We start from the raw sequence: 22,700 nt of genomic DNA, 5'->3' as shown, positions 1-22,700 counted from the left end.
TACAAACGTTTTTAAATTAATTGCCATGACACACGATTATTAATCGTTAATGGATGAGGTTAAAAATAAATCAAAAACAATAAGTTATGCCAATTTGTTAATTTCATTCCTCATTCGTATATAGATTGAATAACGACCATATCCCATATGGCATCCACCGATGACTCATCATCACCAGGGCATGTTTAATTAAAAACGTTTTCTCGCCATTCATCATGATCTGGCCATGACCACCCCCTACTCCATTGTGCTCTTTTTACATACCGCAAGCCCGCCAACGCAGACAGAAGCCTCCATCGGCAACCCATGACGCCAACCGTTCAAATATTCACCGCATCCGGCGGCACATTCTGGTATGATGCGCCCCCTTGCGCACCGCGCCCCCCCATTTCTGGTTTTCCGACATAGAGTCCTTTTGTGAACAACAGCGAATTTAGCAGCCTGAACCTCTCCTCCGCCCTGCAGGACAACCTCGCCAGCCTGGGCTATCTGCAGATGACCCCGATCCAGGCCCAGAGCCTGCCCCTGGTGCTCGACGGCAAAGATTTGATCGCCAAGGCGAAAACCGGCAGCGGCAAGACCGCGGCCTTCGGCCTGGGTCTGCTGGCCAAGCTGGACGTCAACCGGCTGGCCGTGCAGGCGCTGGTGCTCTGTCCGACCCGCGAGCTGGCGGATCAGGTGGCCACCGAGATCCGCCGTCTTGCCCGTACCCTGCCCAACGTCAAGCTGGTGACCCTGTGCGGCGGCACCCCGACCGCACCGCAATCCGCCACCCTGGGCTTTGGCGCCCACATCGCCGTCGGCACCCCCGGCCGGATCCTCAAGCACCTGGAGCAGGGCACCCTTGAGCTCGACGACCTCAAGACGCTGGTGCTGGACGAAGCGGATCGCATGCTGGACATGGGCTTTGGCGAAGAGATCAACCGGGTCATCAGCCACGCCCCGCGTGACCGGCAAACCCTGCTCTTCTCCGCCACCTATCCGGAAGGGATCGCCCAGATGAGCCGCGGCGTGCAACGCAACCCGGTGGAGGTGAGCGTGGAGTCCCTGCACGAAGAGAGCGCCATCGAACAGAAGCTGTATGAAGTGCCGGCCGGCCAGCGCCTCGATGCCCTCACCTGGCTGCTCAGCCACTACCAGCCGAGCTCCTGCGTGGTGTTCTGCAACACCAAGCGCGCCTGCAACGACGTGGCCGATCACCTGGCCGCCAAGGGCTTCTCGGCGCTGGCGCTGAACGGCGATCTGGAGCAGCGTGAGCGGGATCAGGTGCTGGTGCGCTTCGCCAACGGCAGCGCCACCATACTGGTCGCCACCGACGTGGCGGCCCGCGGCCTCGACATCAAGGAGCTGGGGGCCGTCATCAACTACGAGCTCACCTACGACCCCGAGGTGCACGTGCACCGCATCGGCCGTACCGGCCGCGCCGGCCAGCAGGGCCTGGCCCTGAGCCTCTACCAGCCGAACGAGGCCCAGCGCGTCAACTTCATCGAGGAGTACCAGCAGGCCCCCATTCCCCAGGGCGACCTGGCCGGGATCGGCCGCGACATCAAGCCGATCGCGCCGCAGATGGTGACCCTCTCCATCGATGCGGGCCGCAAGAGCAAGGTGCGTGCCGGTGACATCCTCGGCGCCCTGACTGGCGAAGGCGGCATTGCCGGGGCCGATGTAGGCAAGATCCAGATTTCCGAGCAGTACTCCTACGTGGCGGTGAAGCGCCAGGTGGCGAGCGCCGCCCTCAAGCGGTTGCAGGAAGGCAAGATCAAGGGGCGCAGCTACCGTGCCCGCAAACTGGGCTAAGGTATTTCACACGCCCGGCCAGACCACAGGCGCCTGACAGGCGCCTGTTTCATATCATTCGCCGCCATGCGGCAAGACAGGTGACATGACCCAAGCAATCCAGAGCGATGTGAGCTGCCAGAACTGCGAAGCCTGCTGCTGCCGCCTCGAGGTGATGCTCTTCACCGACACCGGCGTGCCGGACCGCTATATCGAGGAACGGGAAGGAGAAGTGCCCGTGATGCACAGACTGGAAGATGGCTGGTGCGCCGCCCTCGACCGCAACACCATGATGTGTCGCATCTACGAGGTGCGGCCGCTGATCTGCCGTGAATTCGAGATGGGGGAGCCCGACTGCCTCGACGAGCGGGACAAGTGGTTCATCAGGCTGGAGTAACCGGGGTGTTCAACCCGTGCTGACGTGGATCTCCGTGCCTTGCAGCCCCTCGAGGCGCTGTGTCAGCCAGTGGATGGCCTGCGCTTCCTCCTCGAAATAGCGCACCTCCTGAAAGGGAAGCTCGCTGAAAACGTGATCCGCCAGATAACGTTTGAAATCCCCGATCATGACCACCGCCAGAAAGGCGCAGCCATGAGTGGCGCACCAGTTGAACTGGCGACGAAAACGGGCCAGCACCTCGGGGCCGGCGGCCTCGAACTCGGTCGCGACCTCGACGATGCCCCAGGGTGCTCCCTGCAAACGGCTTATCTGCTGGCTGAACTTGCCCTCATAGGCCATGGCGCCTGCCAGGTTGAAAGGGCCGCTCGGCCGACAGATCAGCAGTTGCCCTTGTCGCTGCATCTCAAAATGGCCGTGTGCTTGCACGTTCACCTCCTGCCTTGAGTCCTTCGCTGCGGCTGATATGCCCTGTGTTGCCACAAAGTAAGAATTTCTCCCCGAAAAGTCCATGAAGCTCCCCGCATTGTGAACGGAAAGCGCCATTCAACCCCCGCTTTTACCCCGGTGGCGGAATGTACATTTCCTCGACATGTTCTGTTGCAGTTAACAAAACGTTGCTGCTATTATCCGCGCCATTCAAAACATTCCACCTACTGAAACCTTTTGGCGTTCACCCAGGGATCAACGATGAAGCAACAAGACGCAAGTTATTACCAACGGATCTGGCGCTGGCATTTCTATGCCGGTCTCTTCGTCGCCCCCTTCCTGATCCTGCTCTCCCTCACCGGCATCGTCTATCTGTTCAAACCGCAGCTGGACAACCTGCTCTACCCCCAGCTGATGAAGGTGACGCCCGCCACCCAGACCCTGAGTGCCGACCAGCTGCTGGCCAAGGCAACCATCGCCATGCCGGACGCCAGCCTGCGCAAATACCTGCCCCCGGTGGCAGCGGACGCGAGCGCCCAGATAGTCGTGATGCGTGAAGGGCAGGAGCTGACCCTCTTCATGGATCCCGCGAACGGCGCCCTGCTCGGTACCATGGACAACAAGTGGAACCTGCAGGCGGTGGCGCGCGCTCTCCATGCGGAGCTGATGCTTGGCACCACGGGAGATCGCCTGATCGAGCTGGCCGCAGGCTGGGGAATCGTGCTCCTCGTCAGCGGACTCTATCTCTGGTGGCCCCGCAAGGGACCGGGTGTGGGGGGCATCCTCTGGCCGAGAATGCACCAGCGCGGCCGTCTCTGGTGGCGTGATCTGCACGCCGTGGTCGGCTTCTGGGGCGCAGGTTTCCTGCTGCTGCTGCTGCTGACGGGCATGACCTGGACCGGTTTCTGGGGCGGCCAGTTCGCCGACGTCTGGAACCGCTTCCCTGCGGCCATGTGGAACGAGGTGCCCAAGTCGGCCCCCCTCACCCGCAGCCTCAACCAGGCTCACGAACAGACCGTCTCCTGGGGGGCCGAGACCCTGCCCATGCCGAGCTCCCAACCCACGGCAGAGAGCCATGATCACAGCGCCATGACCCATGGCGGCGGACACGAGGGCATGGTCATGGCCAGCCATCGCATTCCGCTGCAACAGGTGGTCGACATCGCCAGCGAGCGTGGGGTCAGCCCGGGTTACAGCATCACCCCCCCGGTCGGTGAAACCGGCGTCTATACCATCGCCATCTTTGCCGATGATCCCCGCAACGACGCCACACTGCACATCGACCAATACAGCGGCAAGGTGCTGGTCGACGTGCGCTGGCAGGATTACGGCCCGGTCGCCAAGACGGTGGAAACCGGCGTCATGCTGCACATGGGCAAGCTCTACGGCTGGCCGCACCAGCTCGTCATGCTGCTCATCTGCCTGATGATTCTGGCAAGCTCGGTGAGCGGGCTCTGGATCTGGTGGAGCCGCCGTCCCAGTGGTCGCCTCGCCGCCCCGCCCCTGCCCGCCAAGCTGCCTCCCATGGGCGGTGCCATCGCGGTGCTGGTCGTGCTCGGGATCTGCTTCCCGCTGGTGGGGGCCTCCATGGTTGCCATCTGGCTGCTGGACAGTCTCTTCTTCTCTCGCCGCACGGCCGTGGCCCAGGCAAGCTGACCCAGGGGCAAGCCCACCTCATGCACACGAGGGCTCCCTGTCGGGGGCCCTCGTCGTCTGCATCACCTGGCATCATCCTTGGCCTGGCGGCATGCTCCTCCCCTGGCGATCATCACATCGGTCTGATGAAACAACAGCGCGTCGACACATCAACAAAAAGGGCTCCCGTTCGGGAGCCCTTTTTGTTGCCAAACGCGTCGGCCTCAGGTGAGCGCCAGCCCGGCGGAGAGCAGCAGGCTGAACAGAAATGCGCTGATGGCGGTCTTCTTGAGGGCGCCGGTCAGCACCTCGCCATCGAAACTCTCTCGCAGGGTGCGGGCGGCATCGGTGAGGGGCTTCATGGCGGGCAGGAAGATCCAGGGCCAGAGGCTCGCAGGCTGAGTCAGCAGGAAGGCGATGGTCGCCAGCAGCGCCGCCCCCAGCAAGACCCAGTGATAGGCGATGGCCCGGTTGCGGCCAAGGCGCACCGCCAGGGTGATCTTGCCGCTGGCGGCATCGGTCTCGATGTCCCGCACGTTGTTGATGTTGAGCACGGCTGTCGCCAGCAGGCCGCAGGCGGTGGCGGGCAGCAACAGGTCCCACTCCAGGCTATGGGTGAAGAGGTAGTAGGAGCCGAGCACCCCCAGCAGGCCGAAGAACAGGAACACCGAGATGTCCCCGAAGCCGCGATAGCCGTAGGGGCTCTTGCCCACCGTGTAGGTGATGGCCGCGACGATGGCCGCTCCCCCCAGCAGGATGAACGTCAGGATCTGCTGCCACGCCTCCCCGAAGGCGCAGACCAGCAGGGAGAGGCCGCTCACCACGGCCGCCAGGGCGGTCAGCCCCATGGCCACACACATCTGGTGCCGGGTGATGAGGCCGGAAACCACGGCGCGCTGGGGACCGATCCGCTCCCCGTTGTCGGCACCGGAGACCGCATCGCCATAGTCGTTGGCCAGATTGGAGAGAATTTGCAGCAGGATGGCGGTCAGCAGGGAGAGCCCCATGATGGTGCCGTCAAACGCTCCCCGGCTGGCTGCCAGCCCCGAGCCCAGCAAGATGGAGGAGCACGCCAGGGGCAGTGTTCGCAAACGCGCCGCCAGCAACCAAACAGAGAAGGTATTTGTCATATTGTGATGGCCAAACAATCAGATATTGATCGTGTTAAGGGTTATCGAACCGGATTTAGGTATACTTGGCTGCGCGGGGGCGTCGGCTCCCCCGGGCAATTTACATGGACGAATGGGCAGATAATATATAGGAAATCGTCGCCCTTTGGCATCAACCTGCGCCATCCTCCCCCGGAGCGATCGCGATTATCCGGCTCAGACTAGACATCCATGTTGGCTCAGACCCACCTCAAGCAACAACTGGACGCCCTGCGTCACAGCACTGTCAGCGGTTTCGTGCGACTGCGCGTGGCCGCTCACGTCGACGTCTTTCCCGGCTGGTTGGCGGCCCAGACGCTCTACCCCCGCATCTATTGGCACGCCAGAGGGCAACAGAGCCCGGAGTACGTGGCGCTTGGCGCCATCCACGAGCTGACGCGGCCGGAGGATATCCAGCGGGTCTGCGACCTTGCCGGCACGGCCAGTGAAGACAGCCCTCGCTACTACGGCGGTCTGGCGTTCGACCCGGATCTGCCCGGCTGGCAGGGGTTTGGCCCCTGCCGCTTCGTGCTGCCCCGTATCGAGCTGGTACGCCGGGGGGAGTGCACCAGCCTCTGCCTCAATCTCTGGCTGCCCGCCCGGGAAGAGGGTCACGCATTCGAAACCGAACTCTGCGCCGCCGAGGCGGCGCTCGATGCCCTGCAACCCGAGGCCCCCCTGCCCGCCCTGCAAAAGCGGCCATGGCAGCGCCAGGACCTGCCGGGCCCTGCCCAGTGGCAGACCCTGGTGGAGCAGGTCACGGCCCCCGACTTCCAGGCCCGCACCCCCAAGGTGGTGCTGTCGCGGGAGAGCCTGCTCCAGAGCGAGGCGCACGATGCGCCCCTCTGCCCCTGGTCCCTGCTGACACAGTGGGCCCGCCACGCCCAGGAGTGCTTCCACTTCGGCTTCCAGTTTTCCCCCGAGCAGAGCTTCATCTCCTGCTCCCCCGAGCGCCTCTACCGCCGGGAGAAGGGCCACCTCTTTACCGAGGCGCTGGCAGGCACCATTCGCCGTTCCGGGGATGAGGCGACCGACGCGGCCCTGGCCGCCGAGCTGCTGGCCGACAGCAAGAACCGGCTGGAGAACCGGCTGGTTCATGCCGACATTCTCAGCCGCCTGGCCCCCCTCACGACCGATGCCACCCTAACCGAGCCGCGCATTCTGAAATTGCGGCTGCTGCAACACCTCAAGTGCGACATTGAGGCCGAGCTCAAACCCGGCGTCTGCGACTGGCAACTGCTGGCTGCCCTGCACCCCACTCCCGCCGTGGGGGGCGCCCCCCGCGAGGCGGCGCTCGCTTTCATCCGTGAATACGAGCCCCATGATCGCGGCTGGTATGCCGGTGCCTGCGGCATGCTGAGCCGGGAGACCTCGGAGTTCTCCGTCGCCATTCGCAGCGCCCGGATCAGGGGCCCGCGCATCAGCCTGTTCGCCGGTGCCGGCATAGTGGCGGGATCGGAGCCCGCCGCCGAATGGGCCGAACTCGACAACAAGATCGCCAACGTGCTCTCCCTGCTGGGATAGCGTTTCTCACCGACTCCTCACTGCGAGAGCTTCATGTCCGCCAGCCACGTGTCCGCGCATCACGCCTTTGCCAGCCATCACGCCACCTTCAACCATGTCTGGTCCTCCCTCTTGCTGGAAGAGCTCTTTCGCCTCGGCGTACGTGACATCGCTCTGGCCTCCGGCTCCCGCTCGGCGCCGCTCACCATGGCCGCCGCAGCCCACCCGGGCTTTCGCCGCCATCTGCACTTCGACGAGCGGGGTCTGGGCTTCATGGCGTTGGGGCTGGCCAAGGGGAGCGGCCGCCCGGTGGCGGTGATCATGACCTCGGGCACCGCGGTGGCCAACCTCTGGCCCGCGGTGGCGGAAGCCCAGCTCACCGGGGTCCCGCTCATCATTCTCTCTGCCGACAGGCCACCCGAGCTCATCGACAACGGGGCCAACCAGGCCATCGATCAGCCGGGGATCTTCGGTCGCTACCCCGTCTATCAGCAAAATCTGCCGAGCCCCACTCCCACCATTCCGGCGGCCTTCGTGTTGAGCTCGGTGGATCAGGCCCTGGCCCGACAGGCGCACACCCCGGGGCCGGTGCACTTCAACTGCATGTACCCCGAGCCCCTCTACCCCGGCGACCACTATCTGGACTTTTCCGATTACCTGGCGCCCCTCGGCGACTGGCTGCACTCGGCCAAGCCCTGGAGCCCCTGGCTGGCGGGCGAGCCGGGCTGCCCCGCCCAGCCGGACTGGGAGGAGCTGAAGGGCAAGCGTGGTGTCATCGTCGCCGGACGCATCCAGGATCCGGTGCAAGGCAAGGCGGTGGCCGAGCTGGCCGACCGCCTCGGCTGGCCCCTGCTGGCGGATCTGCAAAGCCAGATCCGCTTCGATGATCGCAACCTCGTCCACACGGATCTCGCCCTGCAACACAGCGACTTCGTGGCCGAGCTGGCCCGCGCCGAGGTAGTTCTGCAATTCGGCGCTCGCCTCATCTCCAAGCGCCTCGGCCAGTTCATCAAACAACACCCCTGGCAGGATTACTGGCTGGTGGACCCGCAGCCGGCACGCCTCGACCCCGACTATCGGCTGCGCCGTCGCCTGGTGTGCGACCCCGCCACCTTTGCGGCCGCCCATCCAATCCCGCATTCGCAGCAGCCCTGGCACCAGTTGGCCACGCGCCAGCAGGCCATCAGCCAGCAGATCCGCACCGCCTGTGATCGCTTCTCGGAGCTCGGAGTGTGCCACCGCCTGAATCAGCTCATCCAGGGTCAGTTGTTCGTCGGCAACAGCATGCCGGCCCGGCTGATGGACATGCTGGGCGAGGTGGGCAAGGGCCCCAGCCGGGTGATGACCAACCGCGGCGCCTCCGGCATCGATGGCCTTATCGCCACCGCATACGGCTTCGCACAGTCGGTCCCGCCTGACAGTCGCGAGCCCACCACCCTGCTGCTCGGGGATCTCAGCGCCCTGCACGATCTCAACAGCCTGGCGCTGCTCGGCAAGGGGAGCCGCCCCCTGGTGGTGATCCTGCTCAACAACGACGGCGGCAGCATCTTCCGCATGCTGCCTGTGCCCACCCAGGACGCCCTGCTGGAGACCTACTACTGCCTGCCCCACGGCCTGCACTTCGAGCACGCCGCCGCCATGTTCGGCCTGCACTACCGGGCCCCCACCACCCTCGACGCATTTGAGCGGGACTATGCCGCAGCCCTGAAAAACGGGGTAACCCTGATTGAAATCAAGGTACCGAGCAGTGAAGTCGCCGAGGATCTCAAGGCACTGGGAGCCGCTATCCGTGGTCTCTGATCCCGCCGTACCGCTGGTGCTGCTGCACGGCCTGCTGGGGGACGCCGACGACTGGCGACCTGTCATCCAGACCCTGCCCGGCGTCCCGTGCCATGCCCTGGATCTGCCGGGCCACGGCCGCAACCGGGCACTGCGGGTGAGCGGCTTTGACGAGGCCCATCGCTGGCTCTGCGACGAGCTGGCCGCGCGGGATATCGACCACTACCGGCTGGTGGGGTATTCGCTGGGGGGGCGGCTCGCGCTTCATCACGCCAGCCACTCCCCGGCGGGGTTGCAGGCCCTGCTGCTGGAGAACTGCCACCCCGGGCTGCCTGCCGGGGAACGTCCGGCCCGCATCGCTCACGATGAAGCCTGGGCCCGGCGTTTCGAGTGCGAGCCCCTGACCCGGGTGCTTGCCGACTGGTACCGCCAGGGCGTCTTCGCCGACCTGGACGACGATGCCCGCACCCGCCAGGCCGCACGCCGCCTTGGCAACGACGGCAAGGCCGTGGCCGCCATGCTGAGGGCCACGTCCCTGGGGCGGCAGCCGGATCTCGCCCCCTGGCTTCGGGATACCCGGCTGCCGGTGCAGTGGATCTCAGGCAACCGGGATCACAAATTCCATGCCCTCGCTTGCCAGTTGGTAAAGCAAGGCTGCAATATCAAACACTTGGCTCTGGATGGCGGACACAATCTGCACACAAGCCAGCCCGATACCTTTGCCCGGCTCCTGCGGGAGTGGGCTCACCAACCAGAAGAGAAGATCCATGATTGAAGCAATGACGGAAGCCGAGCTCTATGCCCCTGTCGAGTGGCACGACTGCTCCGCCGGTTACGAGGACATCCTCTATCACAAGTCCCCAGAGGGCATTGCCAAGATCACCATCAACCGTCCCCAGGTGCGCAACGCCTTCCGCCCCCGTACCGTGAAAGAGATGCTGCAAGCCCTGGCCGATGCCCGCTACGACGACAAGGTCGGCTCCATCATCCTCACCGGCTTCGGCGAGAAGGCCTTCTGCGCCGGCGGCGACCAGAAGATCCGCGGCGACTACGGTGGCTACAAGGACGATGAAGGCACCCATCACCTCAACGTGCTCGACTTCCAGCGTGACATCCGTACCTGCCCCAAACCCGTGGTGGCCATGGTGGCTGGCTACGCCGTCGGTGGCGGCCACGTGCTGCACATGATGTGCGACCTGACCATCGCCGCCGACAACGCCCAGTTCGGCCAGACCGGCCCCAAGGTGGGCTCCTTCGACGGCGGCTGGGGCGCCTCCTACATGGCCCGCATCGTCGGCCAGAAGAAGGCTCGGGAGATCTGGTTCCTCTGCCGCCTCTACGACGCCAAACAGGCCCTCGACATGGGGCTGGTCAACACCGTCGTGCCCCTGGCCGAGCTGGAGCGTGAAACCGTGCGCTGGTGCCGCGAGATGCTGCAACACAGCCCCATGGCTCTGCGCTGCCTGAAGGCGGCCCTCAACGCCGACTGTGACGGCCAGGCCGGTTTGCAGGAGCTGGCAGGCAATGCCACCATGCTGTTCTACATGACCGAAGAGGGTCAGGAAGGGCGCAACGCATTCAACGAGAAACGCCGTCCCGACTTCTCCAAATACAAGCGGAATCCCTGATGACACTCGCCCTCTACCGCTACCAACTGCCCTTTACCCAGCCCCTGGCCTTTCACGGTCAGTTGCAGGTAGCGCGCGAGGGCCTGCTGGTACGCATCGACGATGGCTGGGGGGAGATAGCCCCCCTGCCAGGATTTTCCAAAGAGACCCTGGCCGACGCCCAGGCCGAGGCCCTCGACTGTCTGGCGCAGCTGGCGCGGGGACAGACCCCGACGCCACAGCTGCCCTCGGTGCAGTTCGGGCTCGACTGCGCCCGTCGTAGCTGGCCCGAGCAGGGTACCCCCCTGCCCGAGCCCTATCCGCTGATCCAGGGCTCCCCCCAGGAGCTGCTCAAGAACTGGAAGCAGTGGCTGCACGAGACCCCCCTCAAGGCCAAGCTGAAGGTGGCCCGCTACCCCATGCGCGACGAGCTGGCGCTGATCCGGCTGCTGCTCGATCGGCGCCCCAACCTCAAGCTGGTCCTGGACGCCAACCAGGGCTGGACCCGCGAGGAAGCCTGGGCCTTCTGCGGCCACCTGGATCCGAATCGCATCGAATACCTCGAAGATCTGTGCGCCGACTTCGAGGACATCGCCTTCGTCGCCAGCCGCACCGGCATGCCGGTGGCGCTGGACGAACTGCTGGCCCAGGGCAAGCCCTGGGAGCCCATCCCGCAACTGCGCGCCCTGGTGCTCAAGCCGACCCTGCTCGGCACCCTGGCCAACAGCGAGGCCCTGGTGGCCCGCGCTCGCGAACTGAAGCTCAAGGTGATCGTCTCCTCCTGTTTCGAGTCCGGTCTCGGCCTCGGCCAGCTCGCCCGTCTCGCGGGGGAGTGGGCGCCGGATCAGGCCCCTGGCCTCGATACCCGCCGCTGGCTGGCCAGGGATCTGCTGGACAAGCAGGGGCAACCCGATCCGGGCAGGATGGACCCCCTGTTTCACCGTGACTGACCCATGGTGACCCGTCAGATCCCACGGCAGGAAACCTGCCCGGTACGACGCTGGGCGACACAGGCCCCTCATCGCATTGCCATCCACAGCGGGGAGCCTCTTAGCTACCAGCGCCTCGACCTGCGCCTCAACAGCCTGTGCAATCAGCTCGCCCGGGCCGGGCTGGAGCGGGGAGATCATCTCGCCGCCGTGGTGCGCGGCGCCCTGGAGGATGTGTTGCTGGCCTGGGCCTGCGTGCGCAGCGGCATCGTCTTCTGCCCCCTCAATCCCGCCTTTCCGACAACCAGACACAGCGAACTGGCAAGCCAGCTCGAGGCCCGGGCATTCTGGTCGGCAGGCGAGATCCCGGCGGGCGACTGGCAAGCCCTCAGCCTCGACTTCACGGGCGAGCTGGCCGCAGATGGGGAGTCCCCGCTGGTACCCGACCAGCCGAACAACATGATCCTCACCTCGGGATCCAGCGGTACCCCCAAGGCGGTGGTCCACCGCCTCGCCAACCACCTCGCCTCGGCCCGGGGTTCCGCCACCCTGATCCCCCTGGACGAAGCCTGCGGCTGGCTGCTCTCCCTGCCGCTGTTTCATGTCGGCGGTTACGCCATCCTGTTCCGGGTCTTTCTGGCGGGAGCCGCCCTGGTGCTGGACGATCGCACCCGGCCCCTCAAGGCGCGGCTCGAGGATCAGCCCATCACCCACCTCTCGCTGGTGCCGACCCAGCTCTGGCGCCTGCTGGCACAGGGGTTCGACCCATCCCGCACCCGGGTGCGAGAGTTGCTGCTCGGGGGCGCCGCCATCCCGGCGCCCCTGGTCAACCGGCTGACCGCTCTGGGGCTGGAGCCCAAGGTGAGCTATGGACTCTCCGAGATGGGCAGCCAGGTCTGCACCGGGCAACCCTGCGCCGCCGGCGTGGTGGGTCGCCCGCTGCCGGGGCGGGAGGTCTGCATCCGCCAGGGGGAGATCTGCGTGCGCGGTGAGACCCTGTTTGCCGGCTATTTCAGGGAGGGCGAGCTGGTGCGCCCCCTCGATGAAGAGGGCTGGTTCCACACCCGGGACAAGGGCCGCCTCACTCCGGGGGGCGAGCTGGTGGTGGAGGGGCGGCTCGACAACCTCTTCATCTCGGGGGGGGAGAACATCCAGCCCGAGACCATAGAGCAGCGGCTGGTGGATCACCCCGCCGTGGCCCAGGCCCTGGTGGTGCCGGTGCCGAGCGACGAGTGGGGGCATAGGCCCGCCGCCTTTATCGACTGGCACGACGAACCTGTCCCCCCTGCCGAACTGGCCGCCTGGATCAGGGTGTCGTTACCCGGCTTCATGGTACCGGACCAGTGGCATCCCTGGCCGGATCTCGGCGGCAATCTGAAACCCTCCCGCACCCTGCTCGCCCGCAGCTTGCGACAAGAGGAGTGACGCCTCCCCCATATGGGGCGGAGTCCTTGCTATCAACACAGCCCCTTTTGGGGCTGTTTTTGTGTTGTTTGCTCCCGAATGCATCATTCCGCTGCGCCATCTGGCCAATTGATATTCCTTTGGAGCCCAATACCCTCTCTGGTCCCCACGCCTCTCCATCCACCAAAGGGATCATGATGAAGCACATCTCTCCCCGGCTGCTGCTCCTGGCAGCCCCAAGCCTGCTCGCCACTTCGGCGCTGGCCAACTACTCCCCCTCCGACTGGCAACAGTATCAACTCAACGGTGAATCCAGCCGTCAGCTGGGGGATCGTCTCACCGAAGTGACCTTTGAACTGAGCGCCCACAGCAGCGACGCCCCTTATCAGCAGTTGAGGGTGTATCGCCGCTTCGACTGGCGCGATGCCAACCTGGCTGCGCTGGCAGAGCAGCAGTGCGGCGAGCCGCAACTCAAGATCGAGCAGGGCTGGCAGATCCGCTACCTCAGCTGTGAAGAGGTGGTACCGGCCGGCAAGGCCGTCCCGGCCAGCAGCTATGACTATGGCTACGGCATGAAGCAGGGCCGCTGGGAGCCGCTGGCGGGCACCCCGACCGCGCCGCGTCAGGATCGTCTGCCGCTGGCTGAGCGGGTCATCCTGGGTCACAGCGAGCAGGAGCTGGATCGCTGCGAGCTCAACGCCGAAGGTCGCTGCGCCGAGCAGGCATGGCAGTACCAGCCGCAAAACTGGCAGCAATTGAAGGTGCTGGAAGAGACCCCCAATGAACGGGATGGCCGCCTCGAGCAGATCTTCTTCCGCCTGCAGCCCATCGCGGGCAGCCAGGCCGCCAAGCAGGTGAGCGAGTTGCACGTCTGGCGCCAGTACACCTGGTTGCTGGACGAGATCAAGACCCAGCAGGAGTGCGATGAACCCCAGACCCGTCAGGAAGGGGACAAGACCATCAGCTATCGGGTGTGCCGTCAGACCCTGCCCGCCGGCAGCGAAGTGCAGGTGGTCTTGAAGGACACCGGCTATCAATACCCGGTGGGGGGCAGCGAATGGCAGACCCTGCCGGAAACAACCGAGTGGCAGGAGAGCCGGGTGCTCAACCACCCCATCGTGCTGGCCAGCAAGGAAGAGCAGCTCGACTGTCGCCGTGCCGACGGCCGCGCCTGCTCCGAGCCGGATCTGCCGGGCACCGAACTGCTGGACGCCGAAGCTGCCAAGATAGTGCAGGATGCCAGTGGCCAGCCCGCGCCGGTCTGGCAGGAGAACTATGGTCACGATGACACCAAGCTGCTGGCCGTGTCGCGCGGCATCCAGAGCCTGCTGGCGGCCAATCAGCCGGCCCATCCGGCCATGAAACTGCTGCTGGAATACGTGCGAGCCCACAACTACCACAACTACGGCAAGCACAAGGAAGACGGCCCGGCCGCCGCCGAGGCGCTGGCCGAGGCATTGACCGCACTGGGTGCCCATCCGCTGCTCTTCCCGGAGCAGGCCAGCGACGAGGTAGGTGCCGTAATGGGTGCCTGGAGCATCGCCCTGCACGGCCAGTTCAAGAGCCCGGCAGTGCAGAGCCGTTTTGGCACCCTGCTCGGCGAGTTCAACCAGATGCTGGCCTACGCCACCCGCCATGCCAGCGAGATCAACGGTCAGCACGCCTGGGCAACCGGCCTGTTCGATCTGCTCAACTTCCTCGACTTCGCCAGCGACTACAGCGACCCCTTCGCCAACGACTTCCGCCAGCAGGATGGCGAGCTGCGCAAGCAGCTGCACGCCCTCGGCATGAGCGAACTCGCGTTGTGGAAGGGACGGGATGGCGCCGATCTGTTCCTGCTCAACAACGTGCTGGATGCCTACACCCGCCTCTACCGGGTCGCCCGCTATACCCGCCCGGACGAGCTCGACGGCTACCGCAAGCTGCTGGATGACTCCGTCATCGCACTGGTTCGCCACCACGACCTGATCCCTGGTGGTCAGCAGAGTCAGGACCTGCTGGAAGACATGTCACTGACCCTCTCCACCTATTACCTGACCTACACGGACCGCACCAGCGAAGCCTGCATCAGCGGTGACTTCGCCGGGCTCTGCACCCCTGTCCGGGTGGAGGACGTGCTGCCGTTCGAGCACACCTGCTCGCCGACCCTGCGCCTGCGGGCCCAGGACCTGACCATGGATCAGGCCGAAGGGATCTGCCGTGAACTGGGCGCCGAAGAGCAGCAGTTCCACCAGCAGATGGAGACCGGCTGGCAGCCGGTGGCGGACGATCACAACGAGGCGCTGGAACTGGTGGTCTTCAACTCCTCCGCCGACTGGAAACGCTACGGCAGTGCCCTGTTCGGTGGCGTCTCCACCGACAACGGCGGCATCTACCTCGAAGGGGATCCGGCTCGCCCCGGCAACCAGGCCCGCTTCTTCGCCTACGAGGCGGAGTGGAAGCGCCCAGCGTTCCAGGTGTGGAACCTGCGCCACGAGTACGTGCACTACCTGGACGGCCGCTTCAACCAGTACGGCAGCTTCGGCCACTACCCGCTCAACCGCACCACCTGGTGGTCGGAAGGGCTGGCGGAGTTCATCGCCCACGGTCAGTGCTTCGCCCGTGGTCTGGACAACGTCGCCGGCCGCCCGGCCAGCGATCGTCCGGCCCTGGCCGACATCCTGCACCTGGATTACGACAAGGGCGGCGAGATGGTCTACTCTTGGTCCTACACCGTGCACCGCTTCCTGAACGAGACCGGTCGCGGCGCCAGCTGGCTGGCCATGGCCCGGGCCCTGCGAGGCCCGGATCGAGAGCAGGCCATGAGTGCCTTCGAAGCCGAGCTGGACCAGCTGATTGCCAATGACAGCGAGGCCTACCAGCAGTGGCTCGGCCGCGAGCTGCTGCCCTGGTGGGAAGCCAACAAGGACTCCGACGAGTGCAAGGCCAACGACTCATCCCACTGAGGACGAGACGGCTATGACAAGGGGCGGCCATGGCCGCCCCTTGTTTATGGCGCCGTTTGATAAGCCCGGGATCCTGGCGCGCGCTGCGACAACCTCTGCCCGAGTGAGCCCCTGCGCCGCCATCAAACCTGACGCGCCACAACAACTTGTAATAGAATGACCCCCTGTCTTCTCTTACTTCAGACCCGAACCGCACCGCGCATGAAGAAGTTTGCCAAGATCCTGCTCGCCTGCCTCTGCCTGTTGCTGGCCTCCATCGCCGCCCTGCTTGGCTACAGCGAGTGGACCGTCTCGGACGCCCGTCACTACACCTACGACGACGTCAACGCGGTGCCCTACAACCGGGTCGCCCTGGTGCTCGGCACCTCCAAATACCTGATTGGCGGCAGCCCGAACCACTACTTCAAATACCGGATCAAGGCCGCCGCCGAGCTCTACAACAACGGCAAGGTGGACTACATCCTGGTCTCCGGCGACAACGCCACCGTGCAGTACAACGAACCGCGCCAGATGCGGCGGGCCCTGATCCAGGCCGGCATCCCGGCCAACGCCATCTACAGCGACTACGCCGGCTTTCGGACTCTGGACTCCATCGTGCGTGCCAAGGAGGTGTTCGGTCAGGCCCACTTCACCGTGGTCTCCCAGGCCTTTCACAACGAGCGTGCCATCTTCATCGCCCGCCATTTCGGCATCGAGGCGGTCGGCTTCAACGCCGTGGATCCCAGCGCCTATCAGGGCATCAAGACCCGGGTGCGCGAGGTGTTCGCCCGCCTGATGGGGCTGCTCGACCTCTACGTGCTGGACAAGGGTCCCAAGTTCCTCGGCGAGCCCATCGTCATCGGCGGCTCGGTCCCCTGCCAGGCGTTGAGCACCATAGGGGCAAGCCAGCCCTGCCTGCCCATTGCACCGCCCCCTCATCAGCCGAAGGCCAAGCAGGCAACGGCCGTGAGCACGGCAACCGCCACCAGTGCAGCGGCTGCAACCAGCGGTGCACCAGCCACCAGCGCAGCCGTGCCGAGCGAAGCAACACCCGTGGATAATCCGGCTGCCAGCAGCGCGCCGACCCCTCAATAGCAGAGACCCGCCAACAGGCGGGTCTCTTTCATCAGGTGAAATGGGTCGTCAGGCCCTTGCCGCCACGTAACGCCGTGCCACCTCATCCCAGTCGATCACGTTGTAAAACGCGGCTATGTAGTCGGGACGCTTGTTCTGGTACTTGAGGTAGTAGGCATGCTCCCACACATCCAGCCCGAGTATGGGGGTGAGCCCCTCCATCAGGGGGCTGTCCTGGTTCGCGCTGCTCACCACCTGCAACTTGCCGCGCCCATCGACCACCAGCCAGGCCCAGCCGCTGCCAAAACGGCTCAGCGCCGCCTGAGTAAAGGCCTGCTTGAAGGCCTCCAGCCCACCCAGATCCCGCTCCATCGCTGCGGCCAGCTCGCCGTCCGGCTCGCCGCCGCCCTGCGGACTCATCACCTGCCAGAACAGGCTGTGGTTGGCGTGGCCGCCGCCGTGATTGCGCACCGCCCCCTGAACCTGGGCCGGCAGGTTGTCGATACGGGCAAGCAATGCCTCCAGCGGCAGGGCAGCCAGCTCCGGCAGGTCGGCCAGGGCGGCATTGAGGTTGGTGACATAGGTCTGATGGTGACGGCTGTGATGGATCTCCATGGTCTTTGCATCGATATGGGGTTCCAGCGCGTCATAAGCGTAAGGAAGGGCTGGCAGGGTATGGCTCATGTTCATTGTCTCTCCTGTTGGGCTCAATGCAGTTGATGGGCAGAGCCGGTCTGACACAGACATTGGCCCAGGCTGCGCTGGATGCCGTCGTGATGACCGTGTTTGCCCAGAAAGGCGAGCAGCTCGGTACGGGTGCTGCGGGCGTGGCGAGCAGCCGCCTCCCGCAAGGCAGCGGAACTGGTGGGGGACTGGCTGGTGGCCAGCAGGCAATCATGGATGTGACACAGCAGGTCGGCGGCCCGATCCGGCAGGGTCATGGCCACCAGCAGATCCGCCAGGTTGTGATGGGCCACCACCAGGGCCGCCACCGCTTCGTCGGCATCATGCCAGTCCGCAAACTGCTGGCGGGCAAGCCACAGCGCCTGCTGATAGCAGTCGAGCGCCCTGGCGTACTCCCCCGCATCGAAATGGCGGTTGCCACTCAGGGTCTGCGCCTTCCAGTGCGCCATGCTGCTGTCCGCTCCGGTGGTACCGACCCACCCCTTCACCCAGGTTCCCGTCATGACTCGATCACTCAAATGATAATAATTATTATTTAACTTATTTGATGGGCAGACACAAGGAATAGTTGGTGCAGCCTTTTTTGCCCATATGGGTAGGGTTTTTCTGCAATCCCCGGTTTAGTGATCCCATCCACAGATACATTTGAGTTCAGCCACCATGCTGCCGGTACTGGCATGAGGCCGGTGGCTGCCCGGTGACGACCAGAGTGCAGCCGGTTTTTTCACAAGGATGGTGAAGATGAAAAGATGGCTATTGATGCTGTTGTGCGCCCTGCCCATGCTGGGTCAGGGGGCCGGTTATACCCAGACCCGCTACCCCATAGTGCTGGTGCACGGTCTGTTCGGTTTCGACAAGCTGCTCGGTGTCGATTACTTCTACGGCATCCCCCAGGCCCTGACCCGGGATGGCGCCAAGGTCTACGTGGCACAGGTCTCCGCCACCCAGAGCTCGGAGCTGCGCGGTGAACAGCTGCTCAAGCAGGTGCAGCAGGTGCTCGCCGTCACGGGGGCGGAGAAGGTGAACCTCATCGGCCACTCTCACGGTGGCCCCACCATTCGCTACGTCGCTTCGGTCGCCCCCGAGCTGGTCGCTTCCGCCACCAGCGTGGGCGGGGTCAACCATGGCTCGGAGATCGCCGACCTGGTGCGGGCCAAGGTGACGCCGGGCTCGGCGGCCGAAGGTCTGGCGGTGGCCGCCGCCTCGGCCCTGTCCGGGGTCATCTCGCTGCTCTCCGGGGGCAGCCAGCTGCCGCAGGATCCCCTCGCCGCCCTCGACGCCCTCACCAGCACCGGCGCCCAGCGCTTCAACCAGCGCTATCCGGAAGGGCTGCCGAGCCAGCATTGCGGTGAAGGGCCCATGCAGGCCGCCAACGGGGTCTACTACTTCTCCTGGAGCGGACGCGGCACCATGACCAACATCCTGGATCCGGTGGATCCGGCACTGGCGCTGACCGGCAGCTTCTTCAAGGAGCCCAGTGACGGCCTGGTCGGGGTGTGCAGCAGCCACCTCGGCAAGGTGATCGGCACCCACTACCGCATGAACCATCTGGACGAGGTGAACCAGTCGTTCGGCATTCGCCACCTGTTCGAGACCGACCCGGTCAACCTCTATCGCCAGCACGCCAACCGCCTGCAGAGGCTGGGACTATGAACAGGGCATGGCTGATGGCCGTTCCGATGGCGGCGGCCCTGCTACTGGGGGGCTGGCAGTATTGGCCCTCCGCTGACGCAACCGCCCCTTCGCCGCAACATGCCGGGCCCGCTTCCCCTTTGGTCAGGCAGGCCGCACCGCCGCCGGACAAGGGCTCGCTGCAGGCCCGCCATGAAGCCTTTCTCGCGGCTGAGGGCAGCCTGACGGTGCCGGCGGATCCGGGCCTGGCCAGCTTGCAGAAGCTGTTCGACGAGCGCGAACAGTTGCGCAGGCAGCGCTTCACCCCGGCCGAGCAGGAGCAGCTGTTTGCCGAGGACAGGCTGATGGAGCAGTGGACCCTGCGCCGCAAGGCGCTGGCGGAGGCCAGCGATGCCGACAAGCCGCTGCTGGCGAGCGAGCTGGAGCTCTGGCTGGCGGAGCAGCCCCAGTGGTTTCGGGAGGCGGAGGCCAACAGCCGCCTGCTCGGCGATCTGCAGGCTCTGGAGCAACTCCCCGCAGCAGGGCGTGACGCCGCACTGCGCGAACAGTTGGGACCGGAGGCGGCAGACCGGTTGCACCAGCTGGCAGAGAGCCAGCAGGGGTTCGAGCAGCAGCTGGCCGGCTATCTGGCAGAGATCAGGCCCCTGCCTGCCGAGGCCCGTGCCAGCCAGCAGCCAGAGATCCTGGCACGCTGGTTCGAGCCCGGTCAGTGGCGACGGGTGGAGGCCCTCACCCGGCTCACCCTGGGCGAGCAGTAACCGGCATGAAAAAGGGGCCCGCAAGTGGGCCCCCATTCTTTGACGCTGCCGCCCTTACTGCGGCTTGTTGGCACCCGGCAGCGGCTGCCAGGTGAGGCGAGTCACCCGATTGCCCTGCACCTCGCAGGTGAGGCAGAGATCCTGCCACCCCTTCTCCTGGCGCAGGGAAACTTCTCCCTTGATGCCCTCTGCACTCCTCTTGAGTTTGGCCGGCTCGAAGGTCACCTTGTCACCTCCGGCAAGCGCCATCAGCTTGCCATTGCAGAGCCACTGGGCGAGCTCGGCCCCCTTGAGCTTGACGCCCCCCTTGTCAGCCTTCTCCTCGGCGGTGCTCGGTGCAAACAACCCGCCCAGCTCGGCCGCCCGTCTGGTCAGCCAGGCTTCCCGCTGCTGCATGCTCATCTTGCTGACAAACTCCGCAGGCTGCCCCTTGTCGTCCAGCCATTGGGTCAGCTTGCCACTGTCATCGAAGGCGAACTGAGCGGCGGGCTCCTTCACCCCGAACAGCTTGCCGCCCTTGAAGTAGTAACGGCTCTCCCCTTCCTGTTTGCCCTGCTCGTTCAGGATGGGCACGGCGATGATGACGGGCGTGCCGTCGACCCAGGCCTTGATGTCAACGCCATCGTGGCTGAACAAGCGGGTATCGAGGGCGCTGTCGGCCCCCTTCTCCATCAGGGTGAACTGCTCGGCCAGGGAGGCGGCGAATGAAGGCAGGGAGCAGAGTCCCAGTCCCAAGCCGAGGCTCAGGGCGATCGCGGTTGTGCGCATAAGTGTCCTGTGGTGGGCCCGAAGGCCGGATTAACTCTCTACCAGCCAGACCCTCAGTCCCTCCCGGTGAGCCTCGCTCAAAGGGATGGACTGCCGGGTCCGGTAGTCAAAATGGATCAGGGTCGTCTCGGCGGTCACCGCCAGCTCGCCGCCCTGCCAGGCTTCCTGCCAGAGCGTGAAGGAGCTGGTACCGATACGCCGCACGCCGGTCTTGATCGACACCATCTGGCCATAGAACAGCTCCCGTTTGAATTGCACCGTGTAGCCCGCGATGATCAGATGCCAGTCATGCACATCCAGCTCGGGCGAGAAGAGGCGAAACAGGGGATCACGGGCCGATTCAAACCAGACCGCCGGCACCGTGTTGTTGATGTGGCCGAGGGCGTCCGTCTCTTGAAAACGGGGTTGGATCTGCATTTCCAGCATGGATGTCGACTCCTTGTCGTAGGACCGCGCACAGGCTAGCGCGCCAACCCGTCCGACTCAAGCGTCCCTGCCTGGGGGTGAGAGCCACCACCGGTTTCCGGCTCCTGCGCCACCTGCTCGGGCTTTAACCAGGCGCTGCGAAAATCGAACCAGCCAAGGGCCGTCATGCGCACGCCGTGCACGCCGACCCGGCTCTCCAGCTCCAGCCAGTGGTGAAACAGCGGCACGAACCAGCTCTGGCGCTGCACCTCGGCCAGCAGGGCACGGGGGCCGGGCTCTTCACCATGGGCGCGCCACTGCGTCAATCCCTGCCACAGGGCCTGCTGGCCGCCCCACACCCGGCGCAGCAAGGGGGTGCCCTGAAGCCAGGCGTAAGGGGCGAAGGCGTGCTCATGCTCCAGGTTGAGGGTGCCGAACCAGAGATCCACATCTTCATCCTCCCCGCTCACCCAGCGCCCGTAGTCCAGGGTACGCACCTCGAGCTGGATCCCCTGCTCTGCCAGCAGGCTGCTCATGGCGCTGGCGCACTCGTTGAACTCCAGATGCTGGTTGAAGCAGGCCAGTACCAGCCGCGCTGGCAGGCTGACCGGGCCGGGCTCGGGAAGAGGCAGGCTCTCGCGCCAGTGGGGCAGGAGGCCCAGAGCGCTGGTCCAGCCCCGCTGCAGTTCGGGTGCCACCCGGGCCATCAGGGCGATGGGGTTGAGCAGCCGGGTCAGCCACTGGCGCAGGGCCGGGTCCTGCAGGGGGGCCGATCTGTCGTCCTGCAGCAGGAAGTAGCAACCGGATTCCAGTTCGGACTCCCCGCGCATGGAGCCAAGCTCCGGGGTGTCGCTGCCCAGCCTGACGTGGCTCTCCAGCCGTTCCGCCAGCTCCGGCAGCATCCAGATGTCGATCTCGTCGAGCAGGGCCCGCAGCCCGAAATAGTCGTCGAATGCTTCGAGGCACAGGTGCAGGGGATCGTTGGCACTCACCCGATAGGGGCCGGTGCCCACCGGCTGCAGGGCGAAATTCGCCTCCCCCTTGAGCTCCCGCGGCAGGATGGCCGCCACCGGCTCGGCCAGCAGGTGCGGCAGCAGAGGATCCGGGCTGTCGAGATGAAGATCCAGGGTGCGCGGCCAGTGGCTCTCCAACCGTGCCAGATGGGCGAACAGCGGGCGATCCCGCAAGGCCTGCAGGCTCTCCATCACATCTTCCACCACCAGTTCGCGGCCATGGTGAAAGCGCACCACGGGGCGCAGATAGAAGCGCCAGTGACAGGGGGCCAGACACTCCCAGTAGTGGGCGAGATCCCCCTCTATTTCCCCATTTTCCTCGTTTCGCCGGGTCAGACCGTTGAAGATCTGGCGGCTCAGGTGAATTTCGGAGCGGCGCAAGGGCGCGGTGGGCAGCAGACCGGGCAGGGGCCGGTAGTAGGGCACCCGCAGGATCTGGCGCCCCTCCCGGGTGGCCTGGCCGAGCTGCTCGATAAGCAGCGGAGTGAGCAGATCCAGGCGATCTTCGGCCAGCCGTACCGCCTGCGCCAGCTGGCCCTGGCTCAGCAGATCCCGCAATCGGCGCCGGGTCAGGCTCTCCTGGTTGTCGAGCAGGGTGAGGCGGGAGCGCCGCCCCCGCCCAGCCTCCGCCGTCCAGCACAGCCAGCCCTGCCCTTCCATGCGGCGCAGCAGCAGGCGGGCATTGCGGGGGGTGCAGCAGAGCAGATCCGCCACCTCGGCGAGGCTGATCTCCCGCTCGTCGCAGCCAAGCTGCTGGGCGAGCCGTTGAAATTGCTGATAAAGGCGGCTAGTAGGCATAAAAGAGGAAATCCATTGGCTGAAAGTCATCAGTTTTTAC

Annotated in this window: 20 protein-coding genes; 13 read left to right on the top strand and 7 right to left on the bottom strand. The window is 65.2% G+C overall.

Annotated features, from left to right (window positions below):
* Positions 1-417: 417 nt before the first annotated feature.
* Together dbpA and AB5Y80_RS07080 are read left to right on the top strand one after the other, a co-directional pair.
* Positions 418-1,797, top strand: coding sequence for an ATP-dependent RNA helicase DbpA (gene dbpA, locus AB5Y80_RS07085; protein ID WP_368172727.1), 1,380 nt, complete (start codon positions 418-420; stop codon positions 1,795-1,797).
* An 85-nt stretch (positions 1,798-1,882) separates the two neighbouring features.
* Positions 1,883-2,173 (top strand): YkgJ family cysteine cluster protein, encoded by a 291-nt coding sequence (locus tag AB5Y80_RS07080; RefSeq protein ID WP_039039772.1) that lies wholly within the window; start codon positions 1,883-1,885, stop codon positions 2,171-2,173.
* A gap of 9 nt (positions 2,174-2,182) precedes the next feature.
* Here the strand turns inward: AB5Y80_RS07080 and AB5Y80_RS07075 are convergent, their stop codons facing one another.
* Entirely contained in the window at positions 2,183-2,605 is a 423-nt protein-coding gene (locus tag AB5Y80_RS07075) for a hypothetical protein (RefSeq protein WP_029313610.1), read from the bottom strand.
* A 255-nt stretch (positions 2,606-2,860) separates the two neighbouring features.
* Between AB5Y80_RS07075 and AB5Y80_RS07070 the strand changes: the two genes are divergently transcribed.
* Complete coding sequence (locus tag AB5Y80_RS07070; protein ID WP_045523081.1) at positions 2,861-4,255, top strand: PepSY domain-containing protein; 1,395 nt, start codon at positions 2,861-2,863, stop codon at positions 4,253-4,255.
* Between the two features lie 203 nt (positions 4,256-4,458).
* Here the strand turns inward: AB5Y80_RS07070 and AB5Y80_RS07065 are convergent, their stop codons facing one another.
* Positions 4,459-5,364 (bottom strand): 1,4-dihydroxy-2-naphthoate polyprenyltransferase, encoded by a 906-nt coding sequence (locus AB5Y80_RS07065; protein WP_029313608.1) that lies wholly within the window; start codon positions 5,362-5,364, stop codon positions 4,459-4,461.
* A gap of 210 nt (positions 5,365-5,574) precedes the next feature.
* Here AB5Y80_RS07065 and AB5Y80_RS07060 point away from each other — a divergent pair, with 210 nt between their 5' ends.
* The 8 genes from AB5Y80_RS07060 to AB5Y80_RS07025 all read left to right on the top strand — a co-directional run bounded on the left by AB5Y80_RS07060 (position 5,575) and on the right by AB5Y80_RS07025 (position 16,623).
* On the top strand, positions 5,575-6,906 hold the full coding sequence (locus AB5Y80_RS07060) for an isochorismate synthase MenF (protein WP_368172726.1): 1,332 nt from the start codon (positions 5,575-5,577) through the stop codon (positions 6,904-6,906).
* Between the two features lie 33 nt (positions 6,907-6,939).
* Positions 6,940-8,685, top strand: a complete 1,746-nt coding sequence (gene menD, locus AB5Y80_RS07055; protein WP_368172725.1) for a 2-succinyl-5-enolpyruvyl-6-hydroxy-3-cyclohexene-1-carboxylic-acid synthase — start codon at positions 6,940-6,942, stop codon at positions 8,683-8,685.
* Positions 8,675-9,439 carry a 2-succinyl-6-hydroxy-2,4-cyclohexadiene-1-carboxylate synthase gene (gene menH, locus AB5Y80_RS07050; protein ID WP_368172724.1) on the top strand — a complete coding sequence of 255 codons (765 nt, stop codon included), beginning with the start codon at positions 8,675-8,677 and terminating at the stop codon, positions 9,437-9,439. The genes menD and menH overlap by 11 nt, the downstream gene beginning before the upstream one ends.
* Before the next feature lie 4 nt (positions 9,440-9,443).
* Positions 9,444-10,292, top strand: coding sequence for a 1,4-dihydroxy-2-naphthoyl-CoA synthase (menB, locus tag AB5Y80_RS07045; RefSeq protein WP_010672740.1), 849 nt, complete (start codon positions 9,444-9,446; stop codon positions 10,290-10,292).
* Entirely contained in the window at positions 10,292-11,221 is a 930-nt protein-coding gene (gene menC / locus AB5Y80_RS07040) for an o-succinylbenzoate synthase (protein ID WP_368172723.1), read from the top strand. The genes menB and menC overlap by 1 nt, the downstream gene beginning before the upstream one ends.
* A gap of 3 nt (positions 11,222-11,224) precedes the next feature.
* Positions 11,225-12,625, top strand: coding sequence for an o-succinylbenzoate--CoA ligase (gene menE / locus AB5Y80_RS07035; RefSeq protein ID WP_368172722.1), 1,401 nt, complete (start codon positions 11,225-11,227; stop codon positions 12,623-12,625).
* Between the two features lie 176 nt (positions 12,626-12,801).
* Positions 12,802-15,549, top strand: a complete 2,748-nt coding sequence (locus AB5Y80_RS07030; protein ID WP_368172721.1) for a collagenase — start codon at positions 12,802-12,804, stop codon at positions 15,547-15,549.
* 156 nt (positions 15,550-15,705) lie between these two features.
* Positions 15,706-16,623 carry a vancomycin high temperature exclusion protein gene (locus AB5Y80_RS07025; protein WP_368172720.1) on the top strand — a complete coding sequence of 306 codons (918 nt, stop codon included), beginning with the start codon at positions 15,706-15,708 and terminating at the stop codon, positions 16,621-16,623.
* A gap of 48 nt (positions 16,624-16,671) precedes the next feature.
* Here AB5Y80_RS07025 and AB5Y80_RS07020 read toward each other — a convergent pair whose 3' ends face one another.
* The gene (locus AB5Y80_RS07020; RefSeq protein WP_368172776.1) at positions 16,672-17,286 is read right to left on the bottom strand and encodes a superoxide dismutase; all 615 of its coding nucleotides are present in this window, start codon (positions 17,284-17,286) and stop codon (positions 16,672-16,674) included.
* Between the two features lie 23 nt (positions 17,287-17,309).
* Complete coding sequence (locus AB5Y80_RS07015) at positions 17,310-17,735, bottom strand: hypothetical protein (protein ID WP_368172775.1); 426 nt, start codon at positions 17,733-17,735, stop codon at positions 17,310-17,312.
* Positions 17,736-18,027: 292 nt separating this feature from the next.
* Here AB5Y80_RS07015 and AB5Y80_RS07010 point away from each other — a divergent pair, with 292 nt between their 5' ends.
* Together AB5Y80_RS07010 and AB5Y80_RS07005 are read left to right on the top strand one after the other, a co-directional pair.
* Entirely contained in the window at positions 18,028-18,939 is a 912-nt protein-coding gene (locus AB5Y80_RS07010; protein WP_029313597.1) for a triacylglycerol lipase, read from the top strand.
* Positions 18,936-19,676 carry a lipase secretion chaperone gene (locus AB5Y80_RS07005; RefSeq protein ID WP_368172719.1) on the top strand — a complete coding sequence of 247 codons (741 nt, stop codon included), beginning with the start codon at positions 18,936-18,938 and terminating at the stop codon, positions 19,674-19,676. Before AB5Y80_RS07010 ends, AB5Y80_RS07005 begins: the two co-directional genes overlap by 4 nt.
* A 54-nt stretch (positions 19,677-19,730) precedes the next feature.
* On the opposite strand, the gene AB5Y80_RS07000 is transcribed toward AB5Y80_RS07005, so the two are convergent.
* From AB5Y80_RS07000 to sgrR, 3 genes are read right to left on the bottom strand one after another with little or no spacing between them, the layout of a single operon-like run.
* Positions 19,731-20,444 (bottom strand): hypothetical protein, encoded by a 714-nt coding sequence (locus AB5Y80_RS07000; RefSeq protein ID WP_010672732.1) that lies wholly within the window; start codon positions 20,442-20,444, stop codon positions 19,731-19,733.
* A 30-nt stretch (positions 20,445-20,474) separates the two neighbouring features.
* Positions 20,475-20,870 carry a thioesterase family protein gene (locus AB5Y80_RS06995; protein ID WP_010672731.1) on the bottom strand — a complete coding sequence of 132 codons (396 nt, stop codon included), beginning with the start codon at positions 20,868-20,870 and terminating at the stop codon, positions 20,475-20,477.
* A gap of 35 nt (positions 20,871-20,905) precedes the next feature.
* Positions 20,906-22,660, bottom strand: coding sequence for an HTH-type transcriptional regulator SgrR (sgrR, locus tag AB5Y80_RS06990; RefSeq protein WP_219143402.1), 1,755 nt, complete (start codon positions 22,658-22,660; stop codon positions 20,906-20,908).
* Between the last annotated feature and the right edge of the window lie 40 nt (positions 22,661-22,700).

The sequence above is a fragment of the Aeromonas sp. R2-1 genome, assembly GCF_040908425.1.
In the GTDB taxonomy this organism is placed as follows: Bacteria; Pseudomonadota; Gammaproteobacteria; order Enterobacterales; family Aeromonadaceae; genus Aeromonas; species Aeromonas caviae.
This window is presented reverse-complemented; position numbering and strand designations above follow the sequence as displayed.